Below are 25587 nucleotides of genomic sequence, written 5' to 3' on the forward strand. Positions count from 1 at the left end.
CGAACTGGATAAATGCATAGATGGCAAGGAAAACTAAATATAATTCAATATTTTAGCGTCGAGTTCACGTTAAAATAGTAGTGTTCGAAATGGTTTCATCAATATTTTCAATGGCTGAAGCAAATTTTTCAAGGAAATTCATCGCCTCTTCGTTTGGTTCCTCTTTAGACAGAATTTCGTAATTAAAAGCCGAAACGGGTTGCGAATAAAACGGAATATTCCCAAAAACGGTCTCAATAAAGCTTCCTGAAAAATGATCCAGTTCAAACAGGTCTGTTTCTACTAATTTTTGATCTATAAGTGTAAAAATAATATGGAATGATTTATGTTTCAGAGCTTCGGTAACCAAATAACTTTGATCCCAATTGCTGAGTTCTTTGTATGAAGAAGAGTTTTCTTTCAGCATTTCTTCCACCAAAATGAATTTATGGTTGATGAAAGCTTCTCTGAGTGTTAAGTTTGCCATTTCTTGTTTTTAATCTTTTTTATCTTCCAATGGTTTTGTGTCGCCAAACGGCAATTACGTTTGTATGAGCGTGATGTTCTTCTGGGTTATTTTGCAATAACCATTTTTGGATGTCGTAAGCTTTGTGAAAATCATCAATTAATCCTCTGGTATTCAAATCCTTTGGTGAAAATATTTCGTTAAAACCTCCACAATTAGTTATGGCGCTAACATTGAAATCTTGATCTAATAAATCGTACCCTACAAATTCGTATCCGTCCAAATCTATCTTTTCACAATCTTCCTTTGGTTCAACCACAACTTTTAAAAGATTGAATTTTTCTGTAATTCTAATTCGTTTCATCACAAAATTAAGTGTTGTGAAAAAGTCAGTCGGGCATTTGTCTACAATGTGAGTACAGTTCCAATCGTCTGCATTATCGTAGTCTGGCTCTACCAAATTTTCGTTAAGCATTCCATCCAACGAGACCAATTCTTCTAAATGGACTAGTTTTGATCTTTCTAAATATTTTTTCCAAGACAGTTTACCTTCGTTGTTTTTGCTATCGTATGCGCCTCTTGCAGTGTATAAAAATGTCATTTTTTAATTATTTCGGGTTTTCTATGAATGTGTTTTTAAAAGCAGCCACACCACTCAATAGGCAACTCCTTGTCTTCATAAAAGAGTAAAATACAAAATCTTCCCTTTTTTTCTTTTTTGGAAAGTTCAAAATCTTAAGGTAAAGCAGTTGATCCATTCTGTATACCCTTTTTTATTTGAACTTTATATAAAAAATTAATTTAAATAGAGGCTAATTGAGGATTTTTTATTTTGGGGGACTGTGGCAAAAGGTGTTATTGTGAAGCTAAAATTCCTGTTCCCGTCAAAATTCCAAAAAATCCCGTCTCTTTTTCCATCGTTGGTTTTAAGCCTGTGTTCGGGAATATAGTTCATTATAAACCTGTCTTTGTTTTCATCATACCAGATTCCCATTACCGCCATATCATTGGGATGGCTATAGGTAAGTGTTATTTTGGCAGTTATTTCCTTTTTGCTTTCAGAAAATTCTATTTTTTTATCTGAAAAATAGTTTAATTCTTCCGACCACTGCCTGTTGTGCGATTTCAAGTTGTAAATTTCTTCCCATTCTTTTTTTGCCAGTTGTCGGTCGTTTTCTGTCGGCGTAAGTGCAAATATTTTTTGCTGAACAACTTCTATCCTGTATTCTTTAGGATAAACTTTTACTTGCGTTTTCCCGGAAAGGATTCTTTGGTTTTCTATTCCGAAAAATGATGCCATCGCAAAGAAGAATATTTTAATAGGTTCCATTTTTTTTTGCTTAATTAATTCAGTAATTTTTTCTTTCTCGTTTTTGCGTATTATTTTTTCATTGATTGTCCGTTTATTAACCTAAAGCTTCGACAGGCTCAGCTTGACATCGCTAAAAATCAAGCGTTTAGTATTAGAGGTGTCACACTGAGCTTGTCGAAGTGCCTATTATAAATGATTGATTTTCATATCAATGCATAGTAATAGGTTGTTTAACGAATATTCAATATTTTTCCATTCGTTGTGCCTGGTTTTACATAGCCTGTGGATACTATTCTTCAATTATCCAATTCATCAGAAAAAAAACAGGTCTTTTAGCAGTTAGAATCATAAGTTTTTTGAATTTTTCTGATTGACCCCAACTTCATTTTAAATCAGCATTGGCATCAAGAATAATTTCATAGATTGTTGTTAATCTTGATGACAACAATCCGCTAGTCTTTATAAATTCATAGGAAGCAACTGAAAACAAAAGGAGCATTATTTGTTATTTTGCTTTTTGTTGTCTCTATATTCACCTTATTGCCCCGAATATATTCTCTTTATTGTAATCGTCCAATAACCTCTTGCTACATACACCAAAGAAGAGGTAAATGTATAAGAAGCACCAGAATTATTATTCAGCAGAATACCGAAATTTGCCGCACCAAGCAAACTATTACTGCTTAAGGTAGAAATAATGCCACTGTAATGGTAGTAGAAATTTTGTCCGGTTGCTGTTGGTAAATTTACTAACGTTGCAGAGTTTGGTCTATGGATATTAAAGGGGTTGGTTCCGTCTATTCTGTGCAAAGACACTTCAACTTCATAGATACTTTGATCGTTGGTGGGAGCCTGCCATTGGAAAGTTGTGCTGTTGTAACGGTTTTCCGGATCGTATAAAGGCTGTAGCGGCAAATAAACAAACCCTGCTCCCACAGTTGCATCCGGCAACACTTTAGCAATAAAGACAGTACCTACTGCTCCAATAGATTTTACAACATCACCGTTGGAATCCACAGCTAAAGGCAATGCACCTGCAATGGTATTGTTTTTAACATTCGTTAATCGTACTCCACTTTTGTCTGTAATCCCAGAATTGATTTCCAGCTTATTTTGGGGAGTAGTTGTTCCTATTCCTATGCTCCCATCACTTTTTACTGTAAAGTCGTCCAGTTGCTGGCTTGCAGTGGGCGAACCTGATGAGGGATTATTTTTTTCACCATCAATATTAAAAATCCCTTGTGGATTTTGGGTATTGATCCCCACTTGTGCTATAACTATGATTGCACTAAACATAGCTATTAATGAAATAATTTTCTTCATTTGTTTTTAAATAAATTTGCTAACTGTTATTTTTTAATTTAATTTTTTTTCAAGGTTAATGTGAATGCTTTATTGTATTGAGAATAGATATCCTAATTGCATTTCTCTTTTAAGGGTGTCTAACCAATAGAAATTATGATTAAAATTTTCTATATATTACATTGCACATTAAAGTATGTTTGTCTGAAAATATTGAACCACTTCTGTTAAGTCTAGACTAACATACTTTTTGGTATGTTCATATTCAAAATGCTTTTTGAAACTATCTTCATCATCAAATCTTTCCCACATAATAAATCTTGTAGATACAGAATTATCTTGTTGAATTGAAAAAAATTACAGCCTGCTTCTTCAAGTGTAAGTTTTTGCAGGATTTGCAGTTCACTTTTTACAAGTTCAATTTGAGTATTATCTTTTAATTTAATTTCGGCTGTGATATATATCCTTTTTCTAATTTATTGTTTGCCTGTTTGGTCGATACAATTACCTGATACAAATCTTTCATATAGGCACTTCAGCTCTTTTGGCAATGCTTTGTTACAGGCAGCACTATTTCAATTTTTCAATTACTTGCTTTTCCATTGACTTTTTGTATTGTTTTCGTAAATATTTTAATGTCTGCCACCTTTGTATATTCCCGTCTTCGCTTAATTTTACATTAATAATTTCAATTTTCGTTCTGTTTTGTTCTGTTTCATACAAAGTATATTTAACATTAAGAATTGTGTCAATAGGCTTTGAATTCTCATCGTAAATAATAATGTTATTTGTTTGATAATATGGAATATTTCTTGACCTATGTTTTCTGAAACTTGTGCTGTCTTCTAAATTATTGTAAAAGTCAACATTGTAACCTAAAGATTTTATCATTTCAATGGTTTTTGCTTTGGATTTTTTAATCGTATATTCTTTACCGATGTAGATTGTACCTTTAGGCATTTCAACTGGTGGTGGCGTTGAAGTCGCACAAATCGCAAACAATGAAACTGATGCAATTCCAATTTTACCCAATTTTAATAATTTACCAAAGTTTAATATTAGTATTTTGTCCCGGTTGATGATTGTATGTGCAATTGGTAAAACAACCAACGCCCAATAATCAGAATAATCTATTATTCTTTGAATTTTCAATGGTGAAAATTGATTTAATGTTTCAATAATTGGCGTAACAAGAGGTGTTTTCCAAATCATAAATAAAATCCCTGTCGCTATTGAAATCCATTTTCTTGTGTTGGGAAAAACATAAGCAATGAAAATTGGAAATACAGTCAGTCCTGCAAAGTCTGAAATTTTCCCTGTCAATGCGTTTGAAAAAGTTTGCTTAAGATAGAAGTCATTAAGTAATAATGTTATTAAGCAGACTATAAAAATTGGATTTAAAATTTGATTTCTATTGTTCATTTTGATTTGCGAGTGTGTTTGGAAGGCATTGCCTGTAACGTTAGCTTTCCAGTGCTTTTTAACATATTATTTTTTCAAATCTTTCTAAGTGTATTCCTTCATCATCAAAAATCATCCGAAAATCATTCTAAGCTGCTGCATCTAAATTTCGCATCATCTCTGAATTAATCATAATTCCGTTTTGCATTCTAACTTTTCATCAAGAATAATTTCAATTCCGTGTTCGTAATCCCAGCTGCATTTAAAATGGAGTTTAAGTTCATTTGGGTTTTCGGTGATAATGATGTCTGTTAAACACAAATTACGTTTCAAAAATTCCTGATTGGAGAAAGTTATACCGTGAAGTCGTTCTATTTCAATTTTTGCGTATTGGTAATGAATGGCATCTGCATAAGCACCGCCATTTCCGAAGGTATATTGCTCGAAGAAAGTCAGTAGCTTTTGCTCTGCCATTTCTTTATTGGATATAAGGTGTTTGAGTGCTGTTACATTAAATTCTTTGTTTTCGGAAAGGATCGTTACTTTTTCATCATTGGTAAATGGCTTTTCGTAATATTCAAAAACGTCTGAATTGTCTTCCCATTCTATGGTACTGTCTGGATCAGAAAAATTTTCAGGATTGAATAAGTTATAGTACAATTTCCAGTCTCTGCACATCAAAGCGTCTATCAGAACTTCGTTTTTTTCTTTTAATTCTGTTTCGAGAACTATATAGAAATTAGGGTTTGATACCTTCAAATTTTCTTCTGAAAACTGTTGTTTTTCTTTTTTTTGTTTTTCAAAATCAATCAAATCTTGTAGTTCCTGAAGTGAAACCTCAACTTTTTTAACATCAAACAACTCCCCTATTTCAATGTTTTCAGCATAATTAAAATGGGTATTAATTTCGGTTGAATGAAGGCAGGTCGTAAAATGTTTTTTGTAAAAAGCAGAATATTTTGGTTCAAAAACACCTACCAACTGCAACATATATTTTTCTGAAATGATGATCCAGTATATTCTAAAATGAAACTCTTCATCATCCCAATTGTAGGTATAAACCTTGCACTCTGAGACTTTTACAGGCAACTCCCAGTTTTCTTCACAGTCACGATGAAAGCAGTTTGTGGCAATTTTTGAATATTCCTCGCCAATTTCAGGAATATGACATAGATAGTTTTCAGGGCTTTCGAGACTTGCTATAAATTTTGAAGCATGATTATCTTCGTTCAATAATGACTTTGTTTTACACATTAATACCCGATCATCTTCTATTGAAAATGTATCGTAATAATCCGGAATATATAATTTTATTGGTTTAATCATTTATTATACTATTGAATTTATGTAACATTTCAGTGTATTTTTCTAAAGCCACTCCTCCAACACTGATCTCGTAAGGAAGTTCTTTATCTTCTTTTGTAACAGACAGAAACAATACTTTATTATTTTTTTCCCAAGCTGCAAATTTTCCTTCAAATTCGCGCATAAATGGATTCATTTCTATTATTTCCCAATAAACGAATTCTAATTCTTCATTATTGAATAATTTTTCATAATCAATCTTAGGCAGTAGTGCTTCATCAGGATTTTGCTTTATTAAGTCTGAGATTTGGTTTTTATATTCATTAAACTTACTTGTAACACATTCATTTTGTTCTTCATAAGACAAATTGCCGCCATCATTATTAAAGCCGTAAAATGTGGTAGAAAAAGCTAATGTATATCTGGGATAATCAAAATCATAAGACTCAATTTCCGTTTCTAATGTATTGATAATGTCCCAAAATTCAGTATATGACTGATCTAATGCCACAAGTTCTAAAAAGAGTTGCTTCGGGCTTTTTTCCTGTATCCAAAATTTTGTTTTCAAATCTTTAATAGATTAATAATTTACAAAACATAAATCCAGATTAGACTTTCTCGCTTCACCAAAAATGAAGTCAACATCTTTTATTAAATCCTCTTCATCTGGATAGCGATCTAAAATGGCATCTCTAAACACTTTTTCATAGTGGTCTAATTCGTGTCGCTCAACGCAAAATATATGTGGCCAGTCATCTGAAAAAGGAATGGGGAAAAAGGCTTTATACTCCGTTACTATCTCATCCAAATGTGCAGGTAACATAGGCCAATTGTCATCGTTTCTATTAATCTGTTTTCCAAATTCATAACAAATATCCATAAATAAATAACCATATACCGTACCCAAAGCACTTCTTGCCCATTTTTCTTGTCCTTGTAAAATAAGATAAGTGTATTGGCTACCTGTATCTCCGTTTAAAATATTTTCTAGTAACTTCTTTACAGAAAGTTCTCCTGTTGATACATCAAATCTATTTTCAAGAAACACAATGTATTCTTCATATTCATCGTATCTTAAGGAGTTGAGATAATCTAAATTTTTTGACCCGTATATAGCTTTTATCTTTCTTGCATCTGTTAAAATTACTTGAGTAGAATAGCCCATTTTTTATAGTTTATGTAACAATTATTTATATTTTAAAAAATTTTAAGAAAATTCAGTCCTTTATTCAATAGTTCCGATGATTTGTAAACAAATTAGTAATTGACAGCTATTTTTCGTATATTTTTAAGTTGATGCTTTATTTTCTTTGTTGCAATTCGATAATGGTGTCTTTGTTTTCACAAATAATTTTAATCCTGTTTAAACCAAATTTCCCCGAGGTAATTATATGTTGGTTTGTAAATTCAAAATCTTCAATTCCGCCGTTTGCATTTGTATCCTTTTTCACTTCTACTATCGGTGTAATTTCAATTATACGGTTAAAGTTTTGTATACTGTCTTTATTAATTCTTTCTGATATGTGAACTTCTTTTATGTTGGGTTTCCAATGTCCATCATATTTTATTTTTCCTTTTATCTTATAAGAAATCAATGCTTTATTGTTGAATAGATGCAAATTATTTTCTACAATATTTACCTTAAAATCATCAATTACTAAATCTTTTTGATGTGCCCACCAAGCAACATTGTAAGTTACTGGTATTTCAATTTTAGGTAAATCAGGTGCATTAGACAAAACTCCTTTTCTGCCAAAATCAGTATGGTAGAGATAAGCCATACCCAAAAAGAGTGCTATTAATAATAGTATTATCACCATTGTTTTTAGTGTTTTTTTCATATTATTCACCTTATATTGGTATAATTTCAATTATAAGCTTAAGGTTTTGTGTACTGTCTTTATTAATTCTTTCAAACATTGCGCTACTCAAAAATTGGATGCTTACAACTATTGATTGCCCAAAGTCCAAATCAGTGCTTTTTCTTTTGTGGCTCTAAAAATCGTGGTGTGTTTTTCTTTGGGTTCGTCTGAGTAATTCCATTTTAGATTTTGAGGATTTTCGGCTTTAAAAATTTCGGCTAATTGCTTGGTATAGGGAGAAATATCCTTATCATCAGAGCTGGCAAACCACACTTTTTTATCGCTTCCAGCTGGAATTTTCGTTAGATTTTCTTTGGCATTTTTCACCAAATACTGATTGTTCCACCACAACGATGGGTCAAAAGCAATGTAATAATCAAACAGCTCTGGTTTTAGAAAAAATGTTTCCATTACAAAAAGTCCCGATAGCGACTCGCCTAAAATTCCCCTTTTGACCGTTGTACGGTATTTTTTTTCGATTTCGGGAAATAATTCATCACTCAGAAAAGCTCTGAATTTTTCTGAACCGCCCATCACAGGAGCAATTTCTTCGTCTTTGGTAACTTTGGTAAAATCTGATAAATCTTTTCGACGCACGATATTTTCAATACTAACCAAAATCATTGGCGGAATTTTTTTCGATTGAATAAGCTTTGCAAAAGTGTTTGCCATATGCGGAAAATCGTCCTTAATACCTCCATCATCTTTAATACCTCCATCTGCCATATACATTACAGGCAAACTGTCTTTAGATTTGCCATATCCTTCGGGTGTCCAAACATTTATTACTCTTTTTTCACCCACATTTTTCGATTGAATTTCAAAAGTTTCGTGTGCTGGAATTGAATCGTCTGGTTGTGTCGTACTATTACAACTGATAGGTACAAGTATAATAACAAATAGAATTTGATAAATAAATTTCATAACGCCCTATTTTTAAGTAAATAACCCAATACTATGGTAACAATTTCGCTTTCGCCTCTTTGAATTCCTGTTCGTCAATCAAGCCTTCGTTAAACAATTCTTTCAGTTCTTTGAGTTTGGTTTTCAGATCCGGATTAGAAGAAGCTGGATTGATATTTTGTGCTATACTCATTCCGGCAAACATTCCCATTGATGCTCCGGCTGTTCCTTCGTTTTTTGCCAGATCCCGCATTGCTTTGAGTTGTTTCATTTGGGCATAATCTACGCCGGCAATTTTTGAGGCATGAACATCTGCCTGAACATTGGAAATTTCGTTAATCCGCTGATTGGTTTCTTCATCAAATGAAGTACCTTCGATGCGAAAATCAATTAATGAAAAGCCTAAATCTTCAAATACAGAAAGCGATTTTAGCTGTGTTTCTTTTGCAATTTCCTCGATATGACTGTCGATTTCGGCATAAGAAAATTTGGCATTAGCGAGATAATTGGAAATAGGTTGCGTAATTCGAGATAAGAACAATTCCTGCAATTCGTAACTGAAATAATCCTCCTGACCGGCAAGTATATTTACAAAAAACGATTTTACATCAACAATCTTAATAGAATAATTACCATAACCACGCAAATGCACCGGAAAAGCATAGACAGGATCGTTATACTTAATCGGAGTTCGGGTGCCCCAACGAATGTTGTTGATGTCGGCTTTTCTATAAAACCAAATACCCACTTTGTGTTCACTTTCAAAGGCATTCAGCACTTTTTTCATAGTGGTGAAAAATGGCGTGTTTTCGGTTTTCAGGTCATACAAACCTTCGGTTTCAAAAATACCTTCAATTTTTCCTTCGTGCGTAAAAATACATCCTTGTCCGGGCTGCAAAATCAGTTTGGAAGCGTTTTTAATCTCGTCGCCTTTGTCGGTAAATTTGTAAAAAAGCTGGAATTCCTGCGGTTTTTCCCATTGTATAACTGCCCGTAACTGCTCTTTGATGGTTTCTGTAATTCCCATTTTTTTTGAAATTAAAAATCTATATCTCCTGCTAAATCTGCCTTGCTATCTTTATAATGCTGACCCCAATGATTTTGCCATTTTTCACTGGTTTGGGTAAGGGCGTCGTAATTGCGTTTCAGTTCTTCTGGCGATAGGTTTTCGTCCATCATTTGCTGTTGTAACTGGCTGTAATGTTGCCCTACAGATGACCAGCTTTGCAAGGTAAGTCCGTAAGTCTGTAAAATCTGAATCCCATCAATACCCACTTCGGCACCTTTGCTCATTTGCCAGAAAATTTTCTGATAAGTGTCAAAATCCGAGACGATTGCCAAAGCATCTGCCAATAACATTGTATTAGAATTAGCTCTGGCAAATTTGCCTTGTTTAGGATTGGTAAAATATTCGCCGTATTTGGTGGCAATGCTCATATCTTGAGCCATCATATCGCCCAATTTTGCACTCCATTCGTCACTGGTTTTTTGCCAAACCGGAAGTTCAATTCCCAATACATTCAGCACTTCGTTTTCGGGCATTCCTGCAGCTAAATTGGCACAGGCACAAGCCCAATCTTCAAAAGTAATTCCGTTAATAGTTTCCATATTCTGTTTATATTAAATGATTAGTATGTTTTTTTATGTAATTTTTCATAGTGTTCGTATTCTGTTTTTTTGCGTTGCAAATCGGCATCAAAACGGTCTTTGGCATCGTGATTCAGCTTCATTCTTTCGATAAAAAAGGTTTCGTAATAATTGAAATAATCGGATTTGTATTTTTCCCAAAACTGCTCTGCAATTGGCGGACGCTGGTTTTGAATATTAGCTAAAGAAACTTGCATTTTTTGGTATAAAGGCTCACATTTTTTTGCCACGATATTATCGATGATGTTGCCTCCGATTTGTGCATATTTCGTATCCGGAGTGAAAGTATTGGTTGCCTGACAATAGTTACAGGTGACATAATGTGCTCTGAAAACATTGCTTTGAATTGCCAAAGGCGAATGACATTGGGTGCAGGAAAACCGCTGGTTTGCCAACTGAATAACGTGGTTATAGAAAGTTTGCGACAAATCGGCTTTCAAATTACGCTCAAACTGCTCCAGTCTGATAAGAAGGAAATACGTAAAATTGCTTTCATGCAATTCTTTTTGCAGATCAAGATGGGTGTGCAGACTCAGCTGCGGATACACTTTTTGTTCCCAAGTTTGGGTTATACCTTTAGATATGTCATTAATTTGTGATTTGATAGCCATCCAAGTTTTCATCACTTCGTAATAATCGTAATTGCTTTCGATGAGCAAATCTTTGCAGGTTTCCTCAGCTTGTTGCAACGACTCTTCAAAACGCTGTTCTATCTTTTGCAGGTAGGTTTTCCAACGGTTGATGGTTTCCTGTAATTCTTGGTTCATTTTTCGGCTTTTATGTTGGCGTCGATGTTCATAAACGGTTTACGGCAATAGTTGCAATGCACCAAATTAGTGTTAACTGGTCTTGGAGCTCCACAACTTTTGCAGGTTTTGGTTTCAATGTTTGATTGAAGTTTGATGTCATTATCAAACATAGTGGTTTTGGAGACCTGCACGTTTTGAACTATTTTTTTGAACGGATTGGACACTGTTTCAACATTAAAAAAACTAAGATAGTTCTATCCTGAATAAAAAATCCTAATGAAATTGACAAGCGTAGACAATGAATTGAAAAGCGTATGCCTGTTTTAAAAAACAAAATGTTTAAATACTTTAGAACATTCAATTTTTCAGCTTAACAAAATAACATACAATTGATTAACAGATTTTTAAACGATAGATTACTTTAACAATCTGTGAATTTACTATTGTTAGAATTTTCAATGAAAAATATTAAGCAAATTAAATATTGATAATTACCCTGTAATAAAAAGCACCAATGAAAGTATTCCCAAAACCCAAAGAATTAATCCTGCCGGAATTTGGTATCTGGTAAGTTTCATTCGTAATGCATTACCTTTTTCTTTGGCTGTTTCGTTACTTTCCAGAAGGTATTTTGAGATTAAACCGTATCCCAATAAAAAGCCCACCACAAATTCAACTACAGCTACAACTAATGCAATCATCCAATAAAGACCAAGGTTCCCAATGTTTAATACAGAACTAATGAGTCCCCAAAGCCCCCAAAAAGCAAGGATAACGCCTATCCAACCTTGAAAAGGTGTGATTTTATCAATAAGTTCTTTAGCATTTGGTTTTTTAGCAATTATAATACTTGATGAAGCAAGTAAGCCGCCCAGAATGGCAATAATAATCCCAATCATAATCGTTATTTTAAAAATTAATTAATTTTAAAACAAACCTATTGGTAAATTAGACGAAAATCAAATTCGATTGATAACCGTATCAGGTGATTTGATAAGTGTATTTTTTAATCTTATCCTGAACTCTGGCTGATCTTACTAAAAATTGTTAAATAATTTACGCTTGCGATGTGAAATCGGGATTTCGCTGCCATCAGTCAACAGCAGACTATGAGTTTTCAGTACTTTAATGTGAGACTTTGCCACAAGATATGATTGATGACAGCGAACAAAATCGTATTCACAGAGAAGGTCTTCATAATATTTAATATTTTTTGAAACCAGTATTTTCTGACTTTCTGTGACAAATAATGTATAAGCTCCATCGGCTTCTAATCTGATGATGGATGAAACCGGAATGATATGATTTCTGTCGGTGGTTTTTAATACAATTTTTTGCTCAGAAAAAGATTTTTCTACAGGAACAATCTGGTTTGATTTTTTTATTTTTTTTGCTCTTTCGATGGCTTCTTCCAGTTCCGTAGGATCAATGGGTTTCAGCAAATAATCTATTGCATTAAATTTGAAAGCCTTTATGGCAAAATCGTTAAAAGCTGTCGTAAAAATCAAGGAAAAATCTCGATTGGTAATTGTCTGAAGAAGTTCAAAACCATTCCCGTCTTTGAGCTGAATGTCTAAAAAAATAAAATCTACCGTATTTTTACTCAAAAATAAAGAAGCATCTTTTATGGTATCAAAAATAGCCAATACCTGAATTTCGGGTGCAATCAGCTGAAGCATTTTTAAAAGTGCTTTTTGCGCATTGATCTCGTCTTCTACAAGGATGGCTTTCATCTTACGAATTATTTGCTAAAGTTAGCAAAAAAGATACTTCCGTACCCGGAACATCTGTTCTGTTTTTGATGTAAAAGGAGGCTTCATCGTTTGGATTGTTCAGCTTCAATCGGGTTTTGATGATTTCCAGAGCGTGCAGTTTTTCATCAGTTTTGGGATAAAAACCCTTTCCGTTGTCAATGATTTTGAAGCGAAGCTGCTCTTTGTTTTGCCGTGCAACAATAATTTCTATTTTTCCTTTGTGAGAAATGTCTTTAAACCCGTGTTCAATGGCATTTTCTGCAAAAGGCTGCAAGAGCATTGGCGGAATATTGATGAAATTGGGGTTCAGGTTTTCATCAATATTAAATTCGTAGTCAAATTTATTTTCAAAACGCATTTGTTGGGTCGCCATGTAATTTTTCAGGGCATCCAGATCTTCTTCCAGTGTAACGAATTCTTTTTGGGTAAAGTTGAAGTTCTGACGGATTAGTTTGGAAAATCTCGAAATATACGTTGCTGTGCCGAGTGGATTGTTTTCCATCACTTTATTTTGAATGGCAGTCAATGCATTAAAAATAAAATGAGGGTTCATTTGCGAACGAAGGATTTTTTGCTCCAGCTCGATCTGCTTTTTCTCATGTTTGAGTTTTCTGCGCTGAAAGAACAAAATAAGTGAAATAAGAAGCAATATAAACCCGATAACTATCGAAAATATCAAAATCCGGTTTTGTCTGATACTCAGATTCTGAAAATAATTTTTCTGTTCCAGAGCCTGAATGACCTGATTTTGATATTTGATCTGAGCTTTTTGTTCGGCTTTTGAAATCATTTCTTCCTTATCAGTTGTATTCCATTGCTTCTCCTTTATTTCCAAGAGCTTTTTCTGATAAAACAAACTGCTGTCTAAACTGCTGTTTCTTTCAAATAGCTGACTAAATTCACTATAAACAACCGCAGCTTTGCTGTAATGATCCGGATTATTTTCTGAAAATCTGGACAGAAATTGATGTCCGTAGTATAAAGTAGAATCCACCTTGTTTTTTCTGGAAAAATAGACACAAAAATTAGGATAAACGCTTGAATTAAAAAGTTCTTCTTTCGTTGCAGATTTTTTTGCCTTTTTAAGATAGTGATATACGGAATCCAGCTTCGGTATTTCAAGATAAACCGATGCTATATTGTTATAGGTATAAATATTATTCTGAAAGTTCCTAGATTTCGCATCCTGCTGTAAGGTCTGCTTAAAGAAATGAATAGCTTTTGTCCACTTTTTTTGTTTTTTTGAGAGAATTCCAAGGTTGTTGTAAGTGGAAGCAAAATCTTTATCGGGATTGAGTTCTTTTTCTAAATCCAAAGATTTTTTCAGATAAATCTCCGCGTTCCGAAAGTCTTCTAATGTATTGTAATAATATGCAGTAAGTGAATAACTAATTGCCAATTCTCTTGCTTTTGGAATGTATTTCTGTAAAATTAAATTGTTTTTCAGAATTTCTTCAAGTGCTTTTGCCGTTTCATTTTTCTGAAAATATACTACTGCCTGCTGGAAATTCAAACTCGATTTTTCAGGATAGCAATTATCTGTAACACATAATTTCTGAGCAAAATTAATTGTACTTTGAGCTTCGTTAATTTTGTTTTGATCTAATAAAATTGCCGTCTTTTTTGCGTAAAGTGTTTGCAAGATTCGGGGATTTTTTTCAGCATTTAATCTGTTGCTGAGCTGTTGTAAGGCTTTACCATATTGGTTTCTTACACGGTTGTCAATTATTGAGTCGATATGTTTCAGATCAAAGCCATTCTGAGCCGTTAAATTGTTTACCGACAGAAATAATAAAATTATGCAGTATAATATTTTCATCGTTTTTAAAATTGAGAGCCTTCAGCCAGCAAAATCGTACCTAAAGTACTAAAATAAAGTTACTTTTCAACCCGATCTCGCAGATTTATAATCCGTGAGCAATAATAAAAACCTACTTCAATTGTAGATTGCCCAAAAAATCAGATACTTTTCAGGGACATTTTTTTATGTATAGAAAAGAAATAATTTTTCTTGGTAATGAGCATTTATTTTATCAATTTAGTAGAGTTTAGAAAACATCACTATAACTCAACTACATTTTCATAAAAATCTATAAATCTTTCTTTTAAATTTATAACTCTCCCACTCCTTAGCATCTTTCATGGGCATCAAAATCCGCTTTTATCAAAATTCTGCCGGAAAGCCCGACATACCTACCCCAAAAAAATTCGTTTTGGATTTTTTCCTGAAAAATGGTATCTTGTAAATCTCACAAATACAGATAGAATTTAATGCTAGAAAAGAAAGAACATAATTACGAAAAGGCAGTTTTGGTAGGGGTTGTTACACAACATCAGGATGAGGATAAACTTCAGGAATATATGGATGAGCTGGAGTTTTTAGCCTTTACAGCCGGCGCAACGGTAGATAAGCGTTTTACACAGAAACTCACACAGCCCGATTCCAAAACATTTATCGGAAGCGGTAAAGCTCAGGAAATTAAAGAATACGTAAAAGAAAACAACATAGGAACCGTTATTTTTGACGACGAATTATCTCCTTCACAGCTTAAAAACCTGGAAAGAGAAATGGAAGTCAAAATCTTAGACCGAACCAATCTTATTCTTGATATTTTTGCACAGAGAGCAACAACCTCGTATGCAAGAACGCAGGTAGAACTCGCTCAATATCAATATCTTTTACCCCGACTAACAAGAATGTGGACCCACCTTGAACGCCAGAAAGGGGGAATTGGAATGAGAGGTCCCGGAGAAACGGAAATTGAAACCGACAGACGTATTATCCGCGACAGGATTTCATTGTTAAAAGACAAGCTGAAAACCATCGATAAACAGATGGCAACCCAGAGAAACAACCGTGGAAAAGTAGTTCGTGCCGCTTTGGTAGGATACACCAACGTCGGGAAATCTACTTTGATGAATGCATTGTCCAAATCTGAAGTTTTCGCAGAAAATAAACTGTTCGCCACATTGGACACCACGGTAAGAAAAGTAGTGATCGGAAATTTACCTTTCCTTTTAACGGATACGGTTGGATTTATCCGAAAATTACCTACCCAATTGGTTGAATCGTTTAAATCTACCTTGGATGAGGTTCGAGAAGCCGATTTGCTGATTCACGTAGTGGATATTTCGCATGAAAGCTTTGAAGACCATATTGATTCCGTGAATCAGATTTTAATGGAAATCAATGCCCATCAGAAACCGATGATTATGGTTTTCAATAAGATTGATGATTTCAGCTATGAGAAAAAAGATGAAGATGATTTAACACCATCTACGAAAAAGAATATTTCTCTGGAGGAATGGAAAAAAACATGGATGGCAAAATCCAAATATCCGACGGTTTTCATCTCTGCCATTACGAAAGAAAATTTCCCGGAAATGAAAAAACTGATCTATGATGAAGTAATGAAAATCCATATTTCCAGATTCCCGTACAACGATTTCCTTTTCGAATATTTCGATAACGATGAGGAAGAAAGTGCAGAAAAAGATCATGAAGACCAATAATTCATGAACAGGATGTTTTCCAACAATACATTCTATTACTTTTTTCTGATCGTGGTAGGAATTAATTTTTTGGGAAGCATCGGAGGAATCAGCAAAGAAACAGATACTCTGATATTAAAGATTTTAGGAATGATAACAGTCGCAGTTTGCCTGTTGGCACTGTTATCATTCTTTACAGATCTTAAATTTAATCATCTTTTCTTTAAAATTTATCTCTACGGTAAAGGTCTGCTTTCTCCTTTTTGTTTATTGATTTATTTTCTTTACGAAAAAATAACCAACGACCTATATGTTTCCGGAACCTATTCTATGCCCGCTTTGTTCCGGCTGGTTTTAGGATTTGTCATGCTCGTTTTATACAACAAATACAAAATAGAAAAGAACCGATGAAACATTACTTTTTTTTCCTGTTTCTTCTGATTTCGCTTAATGGTTTTGCACAGAAATCAAAAATTGATTTCAAAGCGATAGAGAAAGACCTTAAAAGCGAAAAGTCTCAATACAACTACAACAAGCTGATTTTTAAATACAAAGCCTATCCGAAATCTTTAGATACGCTTGAAGCACAGCATCTTTACTACGGAAGAAATTTCAGGGAAGATCTGCTTTTTACAACAGATGAAGCATTTAAAAGTTTAGCCGATGCTTTCAAGAGCAATAATTTTCAGGACTGCATCAGACAGGGAAAAGCTTTGTATGATAAAGATCCTACCAATCTGGATATTCTGCTGATTCTTCTGAAAGCATATGACAGCATTAAAGACGGTGAGAATTTTCTGTATCATCTCAGTCAGTTCCGCGCGTTAACCGACGGAATGAAGTCTTCCGGAGACGGAAAAACAGAAAAAACGGCATATCTCGTGAATTCAGTAGGCGACGAATATATTCTGCTGAACATACTGAATCTCGGGAAAGAATACACAAGAGGATCAAAATCCGCAAAAGACGGAATTCTTGATATCTGGGAAAAAGACGGTAATAAAGTTTACATCAAAGTATTATATATCGATTATTAATCACAAAAAAAATTTAAACACCAAATTAGTGGAATTATACTATTCATTTTCAGCCTTAATTGTTTTAGCATCTATATTTTCATACCTTAATTACAGATTTCTGAAGCTTCCGAGTACCATCGGAATTATGGTGATCGCCATTGTGGTTTCCATATTTTTAGTTTCCTTCGGAGAAACGGTTTTGCCGAGAACTTTCGGGCATCTTCACAATTTAATGACGGGGATCGACTTTACAGAAGTTCTGATGGGAGCCATGCTAAATTTTCTTCTGTTTGCGGGAGGAATTCACATTAATATCGACGATCTCAAAGAGCAGTTTGTTCCTGTCGTGATTTTTTCAACGGCAGGAGTCGTGATTTCTACTTTTGTGGTGGGTTTCGGCATGTATTATCTGTTGCCGCTTGTCGGGATTTCCCTCCCTTTTATCTATTGTCTGCTTTTTGGCGCACTCATCTCTCCTACCGATCCTGTTGCTGTTCTCAGTATCTTAAAACAGGCAAATGTTTCAAAATCTCTGGAAACCAAAGTTGCCGGAGAATCGCTTTTTAATGACGGGATGGCGGTTGTGGTTTTCACGGTTGTCCTTCAGCTTGCGATTGGAAATGCGGTAGATCTTAACATCGAAAGTATTGGTTTGTTATTGCTGAAAGAAGCAGGTGGCGGACTTTTACTCGGGGTTGTTCTGGGATGGATTACTTCCCGACTGATGCGTGAAGTGGACGATTATATTATTTCCGTACTGGTAACGCTTTCTGTAGTCATGGGAGGTTATCTTATTGCAAGACAAATGCATATTTCGGGACCTTTAACCATGGTTGCCGCCGGATTGTTTATGGGGAATTTTAATGTAAGATTCAAAATGAAATCTGTAACACAGGATTATCTGATCAAATTCTGGGAACTTATCGACGAAATCCTGAATGCTGTCCTATTTCTTTTCATCGGATTTGAGTTATTGATGATCAAAGACTTAAGCCATTATATGATTCCTGGATTATTGGCAATTGCGGTGGTTTTACTGGCAAGATTTATTTCAATTTGGGGACCTACTAAGTTCATGTCTTTCAGAACAAGATTCAGTCCGCAAACAGTAAAAGTTTTGGTTTGGGGAGGAATTCGCGGGGGAGTTTCGATTGCTCTGGCTCTTTCTATTCCTAAAAATGAAAACAGTACCATTGTTTTAAGCATTACTTATTGTGTGGTTGTATTTTCAATTATCGTTCAGGGACTTACGATTGCAAAAGTTGCCAATCCGAAGAAGATTGCCAAAGAGGAAGAAGAACAGGAAAGTGTTGCTTTACATAATGCTGATTAAATTACTAATTATCAAATGAATGACATTTTAAAAGAAATAAAAGAAGCTTTAGTTACCTTATCAATTCCCGAGAAAGCAGAATTTTTCCCGAAGTTTTTCAAAACCGGAAAAGGAGAATACGGAGAAGGCGATTTGTTTTTAGGAGTAAAAGTTCCGGATCAGCGTTCTGTTGCAAAAGAATTTTACGCCAGAATTTCGATGGAAGAACTCAGCAAATTACTGTCTTCCCAATATCATGAACACAGATTGACAGCTTTATTCATGCTCATTTCTAAGTTTGAAAAAACAAAAGATAAAGCGGTAAAAGATGAAATTGTTGAGTTTTATCTGAGTCATTTACAGCACATTAACAACTGGGATCTGGTAGATTCAAGCTGTTATAAAATTCTGGGACGCTATGCTTTTGAAAATCAGAAAGATGAATTACTGAGAACGCTTTCGGATTCTGAAGAAATGTGGCATAAAAGAATTGCTGTTGTGGGAACGATGCATTATGTAAAAAAGGGATCATTTGATCTTACCAAAGAATTCGTTACCAAAAATCTGAAACACACCCACGATCTGATGCACAAAGCCAACGGATGGCTGCTCCGCGAAATGGGAGAAAAAAACGAAGCGGAATTAATTAATTTCCTGAATAAACATTACAAAGAAATGCCAAGAACGAGCCTTCGATATGCTATTGAAAAACTGGATGAGGCTCTGAGGCAGGATTATCTGAAAGGCAGAATTTAAACATCTGGCCTGTCTAAAATTTTACTTAAATTTGAAAATTATTTAAAAACTCAAATATGAAAAACATTATGAAACAGTTGCTCTTACTATTGCCACTGTTGCTTCTTACAAGCTGTTTTGATATTTTAGACAAAATCAACGTAAAAGCAGACGGCAGCGGAGAATATTCGCTTATTCTGAACGCCAGTAAAAGCAAGACACGATTGGTATCCATCTCGAAAATGGAAACAATTAACGGTAAAAAAGTTCCGAAAAGATCTGAAATTGAAGCTAAAATTAATGAAGCGGCAAGAATTTTCAAAGCGACTCCCGGAATTTCGAATGTGAAGACTTCCATGGATTTTGATAACTACATCATCAAATTAAGCTGTAATTTCAAGAAAATTGAAAACATCAATGCCGGACTGGAACAACTGAAAGCAAAAAACATCGTTGGAAAAATGGTTCCAGTACACCTTTACAATCAGAGTCCGGAGAAAAAAACATTCACCAGAAATAAAGTGAGCAGTTTTAAAAATGATTACGACAAGATGAGCAAAGCAGATAAGGAAGTCTTTAACGATGCGAAATACACTTCCGTAATGCAGTTTGAAAATACCATAAAAACTCAGACCAACAATGCTTACCTGCTTTCTCCGAACAAAAAAGCAGTAAAACTGGAAGCTAATATTCTGGATTTTATCCTTCAGAAAAAACAATTACAAAATACCATTCTCTTTCAATAATTTCAATCAATAATCATGAAATCTATTTTACAAAAAACACAAATTTTATTTCTACTTTTTGCTTTCGGTTCCATCTTTTCACAACAGAAAATGAAGCTTCCGAAAGACGTTCTTTTTTACATGGAAATTAACGGAAAGCAGCTTAACCAGAAAATCAACTGGCAGAAACTGAATCCTTTTCTGCTTGAAGTAGCCAAAGAAGATAAAGAAAAACAGGCTTCGTGGAACGATTATTCCAAAACGGGGATAAAATATGATGCCACACAATATCATTATGCCGTTTTTAATGATTCTGTAAAGACATATACGGCTCATTTTCTTTTGGATAATAAAGAAAAGTTTCAGGAATTCATTAATTCATCCAAGAAAAAAGGACTGGAAATTTCGAAACGAAACAATTATTCTTACGTTAATCTAGATGATGAAATGTTCGTTGCATGGAATGATAAGCAGGCGGTTTTGAAGCTCATCGGTTATGAAAAACCCTCTGCTGAATGGAATGATGAAATGATAGCAGACAGTGCTGCTGTAACAATTGACAGTGCAGCAGCGGCTGTTATGGACAGCGCAGCCGTTGCGGTTGACAGCGCATACGCAGAAAAAGCATTCGATTACAAGGAAGAGATTAAATATCTGAAAGATGATATTCAGTATCTAAAGGAAGACATTAAAGAATATCAGGCAGAAATTGCAAAAAAACAAAAAGACATTAAATATCTGGAAAAGCATCACAAATATCCTGATGAAGAAAAAGATTCCAGCGACAAAAATTATTCTGAAAAGGAAAGCGAATACACGCTTCCGCATATGGAGGAAGAAATGGATGAGGAGACGGAAGAATACAGCATTTACCAGAAACAGATAGATTCTCTGAAGATCGAAAAATTCAAAATCACCAAGAAACTGGCGGAAAAGGATTTTGATGATTATTTTAATTCTACGCTGGAACTTGATGTTTCGAAAGACATCTTATCTTTCCGGGACGGTACTTCTGATGTTTTTGTGTATACGGATTACGGAAGAATTGTAAACAACGGAGCATACGGTAAAATTATGAGCCACTACCCTTTCGGAAATCTTATGGGGAAAGCATACAATTCCAATTCTTCTTATAATCTGTATTTTGATAACGATAAAGTAAGAATGGTGAACAGTTATCAGCATAAAAATGAAGCGGTTCAGAAGAGCCTCAATTCTGTTTACAGAGGGAAAAAGAATAAAAAACTGACGGCTCTCATCAACGATAAAAGCATCGGATATTACGCTATTAATGTAGACGGAAATAAATATTTTGATGTGATGTACAGCCTGTTGAAAGATTCCGGAGAAGGCGACTATCAGAAAGAAATGGAACTTGTAATGGAAACCATGAAGATTGTATTGGATAAAAAGGCCATTACCAAGATCGCACCCGGAAACGGAATTTTCGTCCTTAACGAACTGAAATCCAAAACCGTAGAATACACCGATTATGAATACGATGATGATTATAATGAAAAGGAAGTGAAGAAAACCAAGGAAATCGCTGTTCCGAATTTCACGTTTGCTTTTGCTACGGAAAATGAAGGGTACTGGAACCGTATTTTCGATATGATGACAACAAATAAAGTGACGGCTAAGAAATTCTCTAAAAACGGAGATTTCTATGCCTTCAGCGAAGGAAAAAATGACGGATATTTCGACAAGTTATTCTTTACGGTAAAAGACGGAATTGTCTACGTAACGACCTCAACGGATAACATTTTATCTAAAAACCAGTCGGAAATCTCTGAAAAATGGGCAAAAGATTCGGCAAAATATCCTTTATCGGGAAGGTTTGACATCCAGAAACTAATGGTTGGACTTGAGAAAGAGTTTAAAACTCCGTCGGAAAGAAAAACGCTGGATCTTCTGAAGAAAAATATGGGCGAAGTGTATTTTAAAACAGAAGCCAAAGGAGAAAAAATAGAAACAGAAGTTAATTACAATATTAAAAATGCTTCGGAAAACAGTTTAATGTATTTCTTCGATGTTTTTGATGAAGTATATAAAATGAAAGAATCCGATAAAAAGCCGGCTATTTTATAATGAAAAAGAAACTTTTTGCCTTAGCTTTTTTGCTTCTTGCCGGAACTGTTTATTTCGTGTTTTATTATCAAAAAGATACAAAGATTTTTTCTCCGAAGGAAGCCGATGCCATTATTCTGATTGATACAAAAAAGCTGACAAGAGAATATGTTTACAGTCTTATAGAGCATCCTTCTTTATGGTTTGAAAGCAAAGGAAAAAACAAAATATCTTTTAGAAAATCGGGAGTAAAAATTCCCGATTTTTTGCAGATTTTTCATCTGAAGAGTTCAAAGGTTTCGAACTGGTACAGTGTTTTTGAACTGGAAGACAGGAAGACTTTTTTATTGTTTCTGAAACAGCAAAAGTTTACGGATCTGGGAAATCAGGTGTTCAGGAAAGATCAGGTTTTTATTAAAACTTTTGGGGAAAAACTTATTATAGGAAGTTCCAGTGATGATTTTGAGCGAATTAACAACCAGCTATTTCACAGTTCTCAGGCAAATCTTTTTGATGCAGACACGCTAGTTACCAATGGATTAGGAAGTATTATTCTGAACACAAAAAAAGGCAGCCACAATCTTTCTGTCGAATTAAGACACGATGAAATTGAAATCAGAAATCAGTCTGATTCTTACGATCCCTCTCCTGTTATTTCAAAACTATTGGAGACCGATTCTTTTTTAGAAACAAAACTGGATGCTGAAAATATTAAAAACTTCTCCTCTATTTTTGATAAAACGTTTGCAGATTCTTCATCCGTTAATGAGATAAAAGCTTCTGTACATCTGGAAGAGGTGAATGACACAATCATTACCTACAGCTACGATGATAATTTTAATGAAGTTGAAAAGAAAACATTTCAGAAGATCACCCAACCGAATTATATCATTGATTTTCAAAGCTTAAACCCTGAAAAGACAAAGCTTTATTTTCATAATAAAAAATGGATCAATGCACAGAATCAGTTCACGGCAATTCCTTTTCAGCCTAACCTTATCACTCAGAATAGCAAAGGTTTTGAAATAAAATCTACAAGAAAACCTGTTCAGCAGTCTTTCAATCTGAATGAAAATTATATTTTTGTAAAAAATAATCCGTTATTGCTGTCTTTTTTAAAAACATTATCACCTAAGGAAAAGAAGATAATTTCCGACATTGATTATATTTTTTACGGAAACAGAGATCAGGATTATTGTCTGAAAATACAGTTTAAAAAAGATGACCTTCCTTTGATTTTAAGGTGGTAAAAAAATTAAATTCAATGAATGCTTCGCATATTGCCTTACTGAAAACGTTTACACATTACTTCCTTCATTTCGTTTTTCCGGTGTTTATTGCTTTACTGTTTTACAGGGAAAACTGGAAGAAAGTGTACCTTATTCTTCTGGCAACGATGCTGGTAGATCTGGATCATCTTTTTGCAGACCCTATTTTTGATCCTAACCGCGGAAGCATCGGTTTTCATTTTTTACATTCCTATTACGCCATTGCAGTATATTTTATCATGCTTTTTTTTAAAGGAAATACAAGGATTGTAGCAATCGGACTTCTTTTTCATATGTTTACCGATTTTCAGGATTTTTATTTCTGGAATCATTAAAATACCATTAATATTTTCTTTTGATATTTCAAAAGTCATCGATTTTTTGTATTTTAGAAACAGTTATGAAATTGAAAGAATTTTTACATTATACATATATTTTTCCCATTCTTGCAGTCGGTTATTATTTTTCCGGACTCATGGGAACGGGTGTTTTGTCTGATGTAATTGCCGGAATTTTATTAACAGGCAGTGTTTTATCCGCAGTGCATCACGCGGAAGTGGTCGCACATAAAGTAGGCGAACCTTTCGGAACTATTATCCTTGCGCTGTGTATTACAATCATTGAAGTGGCGCTGATTATTTCGCTGATGGTTGCGGGAGGAGATCAGGCGATTACGCTTGCAAGAGATACGGTTTTTGCTGCGGTGATGCTTATTCTTAATGGAATTTTAGGAATCTGTATTTTGTTGGGCGGCGTGAAATATTACGAACAGTTTTTCGCAAGAACTTCCGCCACAACTTATCTGGTTAGTATTGTTTCCATCCTGATTTTGACTTTGGTTCTTCCGAATTTCACGTCTAGCGTAAACGGACCTTTTTATAATGAAGCACAGTTGATTTTTGTTTCTATTGCCTGCCTTGTAATTTATGGCGTTTTTCTGATGGTTCAGACGATCCGTCACAGAAATTATTTCATCGTTCCGGAGGAGCAATCGGAAGAAAATTATATTCCTTCGGTTTCAAAAACAGCAATCAGTTTTACTTTTCTGGTGATTTGTCTGGCGATTGTTGTGATGATGGCAAAAGGACTTTCTGCCACAATTGAAAATATGGTGCAGAGTCTTGGAGCACCAAAATCTCTGGTCGGAGTCATTATCGCAGCGGTTGTTCTGCTTCCTGAAGGAGTTGCGGCGATTCGGGCGGCTCGAAGCAATCAGATCCAGTCGAGTTTAAATCTTGCTCTGGGTTCTGCTTTAGCAAGTATCGGGCTTACCATTCCTGCGGTTTCTGTGGTTTGTATTCTATATGATATTCCGCTGGTTTTAGGTCTGGATAAGAAAGATATTATTCTGCTTTCTCTTTCTGTTTTTATTGTGATGCTTTCTTTAAGCCGCGGAAAAACTAATATTCTCTACGGAACTGTTTTATTGGTAAACCTTGCAGCCTACATTTTCACAGTAATTGTGCCTTAATCTGAAACATTAAACGCAGAACATTAAACCATTAAAGTCTTCTCGCCAAATCCATTTTAAAAGCCATTAATTTGGCAATGTTTTCGGATTTGTAAATTGCCAGATCTGCATTTTCGCCCACAAAATTTTCTTCAACCGTTGTTTTCCAGAGATTCAGCCAACGATCGAAATGATGCTGTTCCATCGCCTGAATTTCATTGACCGGAAAATGAACACCCATCGGATTTCCTTTATATGACATCTGTCCGAAAAGAATAGATTCCCAAAACGAATACATCTTCGGCAAGTGACTGTCCCAGTTTACTTTAGCAATATCATTAAAGAAAAACCCAATCGCCTCATCCTTAACAACTTTGGCATAAAACGAATTCACCAGATGTTCAATATCTTCTCTTGATTCTAATTTTTTCATACACCAAAGTTAGTACAAAATTGTGTGGGAATGTTTTGTAGCTGGGTTGATACATTTCAGGAATTTCTTCTACAATTTTTACTTCATTCCTTAGAATAGAGCGTACTTTATCGCCGTCTTTTAGCTCTGTATAAAGCTTAATAAAAATAAAGAAGCCGCCTCACAGCTGGAGACGACTTTTTTATTTTTATTGAAAATTACTTTTTACTTGCCAGATATTTTGTTATCCAGCTATAATCAGTACCCATAATAAAACCTAAGTGATACTGCTGTAACCATTTGATATTGTTCCTAACACTCTTTCTTGTGTTGTCTTCATTATTAGCACCTTGGATATGCAAATAAAAATTCCAGTATAAGTTAAGCTACATTTTGATAAATTTTGTTTTGATTGTTAAACTCTTCA

Annotated in this window: 27 protein-coding genes; 10 read left to right on the forward strand and 17 right to left on the reverse strand. The window is 34.5% G+C overall.

The genetic code is table 11. The features are described 5' to 3' along the window. Positions 1-64: 64 nt before the first annotated feature. The 16 genes from H6W52_RS19325 to H6W52_RS19400 form a co-directional block, all read right to left on the reverse strand. Positions 65-466: a hypothetical protein gene (locus H6W52_RS19325; RefSeq protein WP_116099797.1), complete on the reverse strand. Its 402-nt coding sequence runs from the start codon at positions 464-466 to the stop codon at positions 65-67. A 19-nt stretch (positions 467-485) separates the two neighbouring features. Further along, the gene (locus tag H6W52_RS19330) at positions 486-1046 is read right to left on the reverse strand and encodes a hypothetical protein (protein ID WP_116099798.1); all 561 of its coding nucleotides are present in this window, start codon (positions 1044-1046) and stop codon (positions 486-488) included. 195 nt (positions 1047-1241) lie between these two features. Next, complete coding sequence (locus tag H6W52_RS19335) at positions 1242-1775, reverse strand: hypothetical protein (protein ID WP_123892019.1); 534 nt, start codon at positions 1773-1775, stop codon at positions 1242-1244. Between the two features lie 519 nt (positions 1776-2294). Then, the gene (locus H6W52_RS19340; RefSeq protein ID WP_116099800.1) at positions 2295-3053 is read right to left on the reverse strand and encodes a hypothetical protein; all 759 of its coding nucleotides are present in this window, start codon (positions 3051-3053) and stop codon (positions 2295-2297) included. A 576-nt stretch (positions 3054-3629) separates the two neighbouring features. Continuing rightward, positions 3630-4481 carry a hypothetical protein gene (locus tag H6W52_RS19345; RefSeq protein WP_123892020.1) on the reverse strand — a complete coding sequence of 284 codons (852 nt, stop codon included), beginning with the start codon at positions 4479-4481 and terminating at the stop codon, positions 3630-3632. Between the two features lie 168 nt (positions 4482-4649). Next, the gene (locus H6W52_RS19350; protein ID WP_116099802.1) at positions 4650-5786 is read right to left on the reverse strand and encodes a DUF6985 domain-containing protein; all 1137 of its coding nucleotides are present in this window, start codon (positions 5784-5786) and stop codon (positions 4650-4652) included. After that, positions 5779-6333, reverse strand: a complete 555-nt coding sequence (locus H6W52_RS19355; protein WP_116099803.1) for a hypothetical protein — start codon at positions 6331-6333, stop codon at positions 5779-5781. Before H6W52_RS19355 ends, H6W52_RS19350 begins: the two co-directional genes overlap by 8 nt. Before the next feature lie 12 nt (positions 6334-6345). Beyond that, positions 6346-6930, reverse strand: coding sequence for a hypothetical protein (locus H6W52_RS19360; RefSeq protein WP_116099804.1), 585 nt, complete (start codon positions 6928-6930; stop codon positions 6346-6348). Between the two features lie 136 nt (positions 6931-7066). Continuing rightward, the gene (locus H6W52_RS19365; protein WP_116099805.1) at positions 7067-7606 is read right to left on the reverse strand and encodes a hypothetical protein; all 540 of its coding nucleotides are present in this window, start codon (positions 7604-7606) and stop codon (positions 7067-7069) included. A gap of 108 nt (positions 7607-7714) precedes the next feature. Continuing rightward, positions 7715-8551: an alpha/beta hydrolase gene (locus H6W52_RS19370; protein ID WP_116099806.1), complete on the reverse strand. Its 837-nt coding sequence runs from the start codon at positions 8549-8551 to the stop codon at positions 7715-7717. A 31-nt stretch (positions 8552-8582) separates the two neighbouring features. After that, positions 8583-9557, reverse strand: coding sequence for an SPFH domain-containing protein (locus H6W52_RS19375; protein WP_185216903.1), 975 nt, complete (start codon positions 9555-9557; stop codon positions 8583-8585). Between the two features lie 11 nt (positions 9558-9568). Beyond that, positions 9569-10138 carry a DUF6620 family protein gene (locus tag H6W52_RS19380; protein WP_116099808.1) on the reverse strand — a complete coding sequence of 190 codons (570 nt, stop codon included), beginning with the start codon at positions 10136-10138 and terminating at the stop codon, positions 9569-9571. 20 nt (positions 10139-10158) lie between these two features. Further along, a complete protein-coding gene (locus tag H6W52_RS19385) occupies positions 10159-10944 on the reverse strand; it encodes a hypothetical protein (protein ID WP_116099809.1) in 786 nt (261 codons plus the stop codon). Positions 10945-11417: 473 nt separating this feature from the next. After that, on the reverse strand, positions 11418-11825 hold the full coding sequence (locus H6W52_RS19390) for a hypothetical protein (protein ID WP_116099810.1): 408 nt from the start codon (positions 11823-11825) through the stop codon (positions 11418-11420). Between the two features lie 138 nt (positions 11826-11963). Then, positions 11964-12659, reverse strand: a complete 696-nt coding sequence (locus tag H6W52_RS19395; protein ID WP_116099811.1) for a LytR/AlgR family response regulator transcription factor — start codon at positions 12657-12659, stop codon at positions 11964-11966. 1 nt (position 12660) lies between these two features. Further along, positions 12661-14499: a histidine kinase gene (locus H6W52_RS19400; RefSeq protein ID WP_116099812.1), complete on the reverse strand. Its 1839-nt coding sequence runs from the start codon at positions 14497-14499 to the stop codon at positions 12661-12663. A gap of 452 nt (positions 14500-14951) precedes the next feature. Here H6W52_RS19400 and hflX point away from each other — a divergent pair, with 452 nt between their 5' ends. The 10 genes from hflX to H6W52_RS19450 all read left to right on the forward strand — a co-directional run bounded on the left by hflX (position 14952) and on the right by H6W52_RS19450 (position 24769). After that, positions 14952-16193, forward strand: coding sequence for a GTPase HflX (hflX, locus tag H6W52_RS19405; protein ID WP_116099813.1), 1242 nt, complete (start codon positions 14952-14954; stop codon positions 16191-16193). 3 nt (positions 16194-16196) lie between these two features. Further along, the gene (locus H6W52_RS19410; RefSeq protein WP_123892021.1) at positions 16197-16583 is read left to right on the forward strand and encodes a hypothetical protein; all 387 of its coding nucleotides are present in this window, start codon (positions 16197-16199) and stop codon (positions 16581-16583) included. Next, entirely contained in the window at positions 16580-17209 is a 630-nt protein-coding gene (locus tag H6W52_RS19415) for a DUF4919 domain-containing protein (RefSeq protein ID WP_116099815.1), read from the forward strand. Before H6W52_RS19410 ends, H6W52_RS19415 begins: the two co-directional genes overlap by 4 nt. 28 nt (positions 17210-17237) lie before the next feature. After that, positions 17238-18524 carry a cation:proton antiporter gene (locus H6W52_RS19420; protein ID WP_116099816.1) on the forward strand — a complete coding sequence of 429 codons (1287 nt, stop codon included), beginning with the start codon at positions 17238-17240 and terminating at the stop codon, positions 18522-18524. Positions 18525-18539: 15 nt separating this feature from the next. Beyond that, on the forward strand, positions 18540-19259 hold the full coding sequence (locus tag H6W52_RS19425; RefSeq protein ID WP_116099817.1) for a DNA alkylation repair protein: 720 nt from the start codon (positions 18540-18542) through the stop codon (positions 19257-19259). Positions 19260-19315: 56 nt separating this feature from the next. Then, positions 19316-19984 carry a hypothetical protein gene (locus H6W52_RS19430; protein WP_116099818.1) on the forward strand — a complete coding sequence of 223 codons (669 nt, stop codon included), beginning with the start codon at positions 19316-19318 and terminating at the stop codon, positions 19982-19984. Positions 19985-19999: 15 nt separating this feature from the next. Beyond that, positions 20000-22051, forward strand: a complete 2052-nt coding sequence (locus tag H6W52_RS19435; protein ID WP_116099819.1) for a hypothetical protein — start codon at positions 20000-20002, stop codon at positions 22049-22051. Then, the gene (locus tag H6W52_RS19440) at positions 22051-23280 is read left to right on the forward strand and encodes a hypothetical protein (protein ID WP_116099820.1); all 1230 of its coding nucleotides are present in this window, start codon (positions 22051-22053) and stop codon (positions 23278-23280) included. Before H6W52_RS19435 ends, H6W52_RS19440 begins: the two co-directional genes overlap by 1 nt. Positions 23281-23294: 14 nt before the next feature. Next, entirely contained in the window at positions 23295-23633 is a 339-nt protein-coding gene (locus H6W52_RS19445) for a DUF6122 family protein (RefSeq protein ID WP_116099821.1), read from the forward strand. A gap of 65 nt (positions 23634-23698) precedes the next feature. After that, positions 23699-24769 carry a calcium:proton antiporter gene (locus H6W52_RS19450; RefSeq protein ID WP_116099822.1) on the forward strand — a complete coding sequence of 357 codons (1071 nt, stop codon included), beginning with the start codon at positions 23699-23701 and terminating at the stop codon, positions 24767-24769. Between the two features lie 31 nt (positions 24770-24800). Here H6W52_RS19450 and H6W52_RS19455 read toward each other — a convergent pair whose 3' ends face one another. Continuing rightward, a complete protein-coding gene (locus tag H6W52_RS19455; RefSeq protein ID WP_116099823.1) occupies positions 24801-25181 on the reverse strand; it encodes a group III truncated hemoglobin in 381 nt (126 codons plus the stop codon). Positions 25182-25587 lie beyond the last annotated feature (406 nt).

The organism is Chryseobacterium sp. C2(2020), assembly GCF_014218915.1.
GTDB classification, from domain to species: Bacteria; Bacteroidota; Bacteroidia; order Flavobacteriales; family Weeksellaceae; genus Chryseobacterium; species Chryseobacterium mucoviscidosis.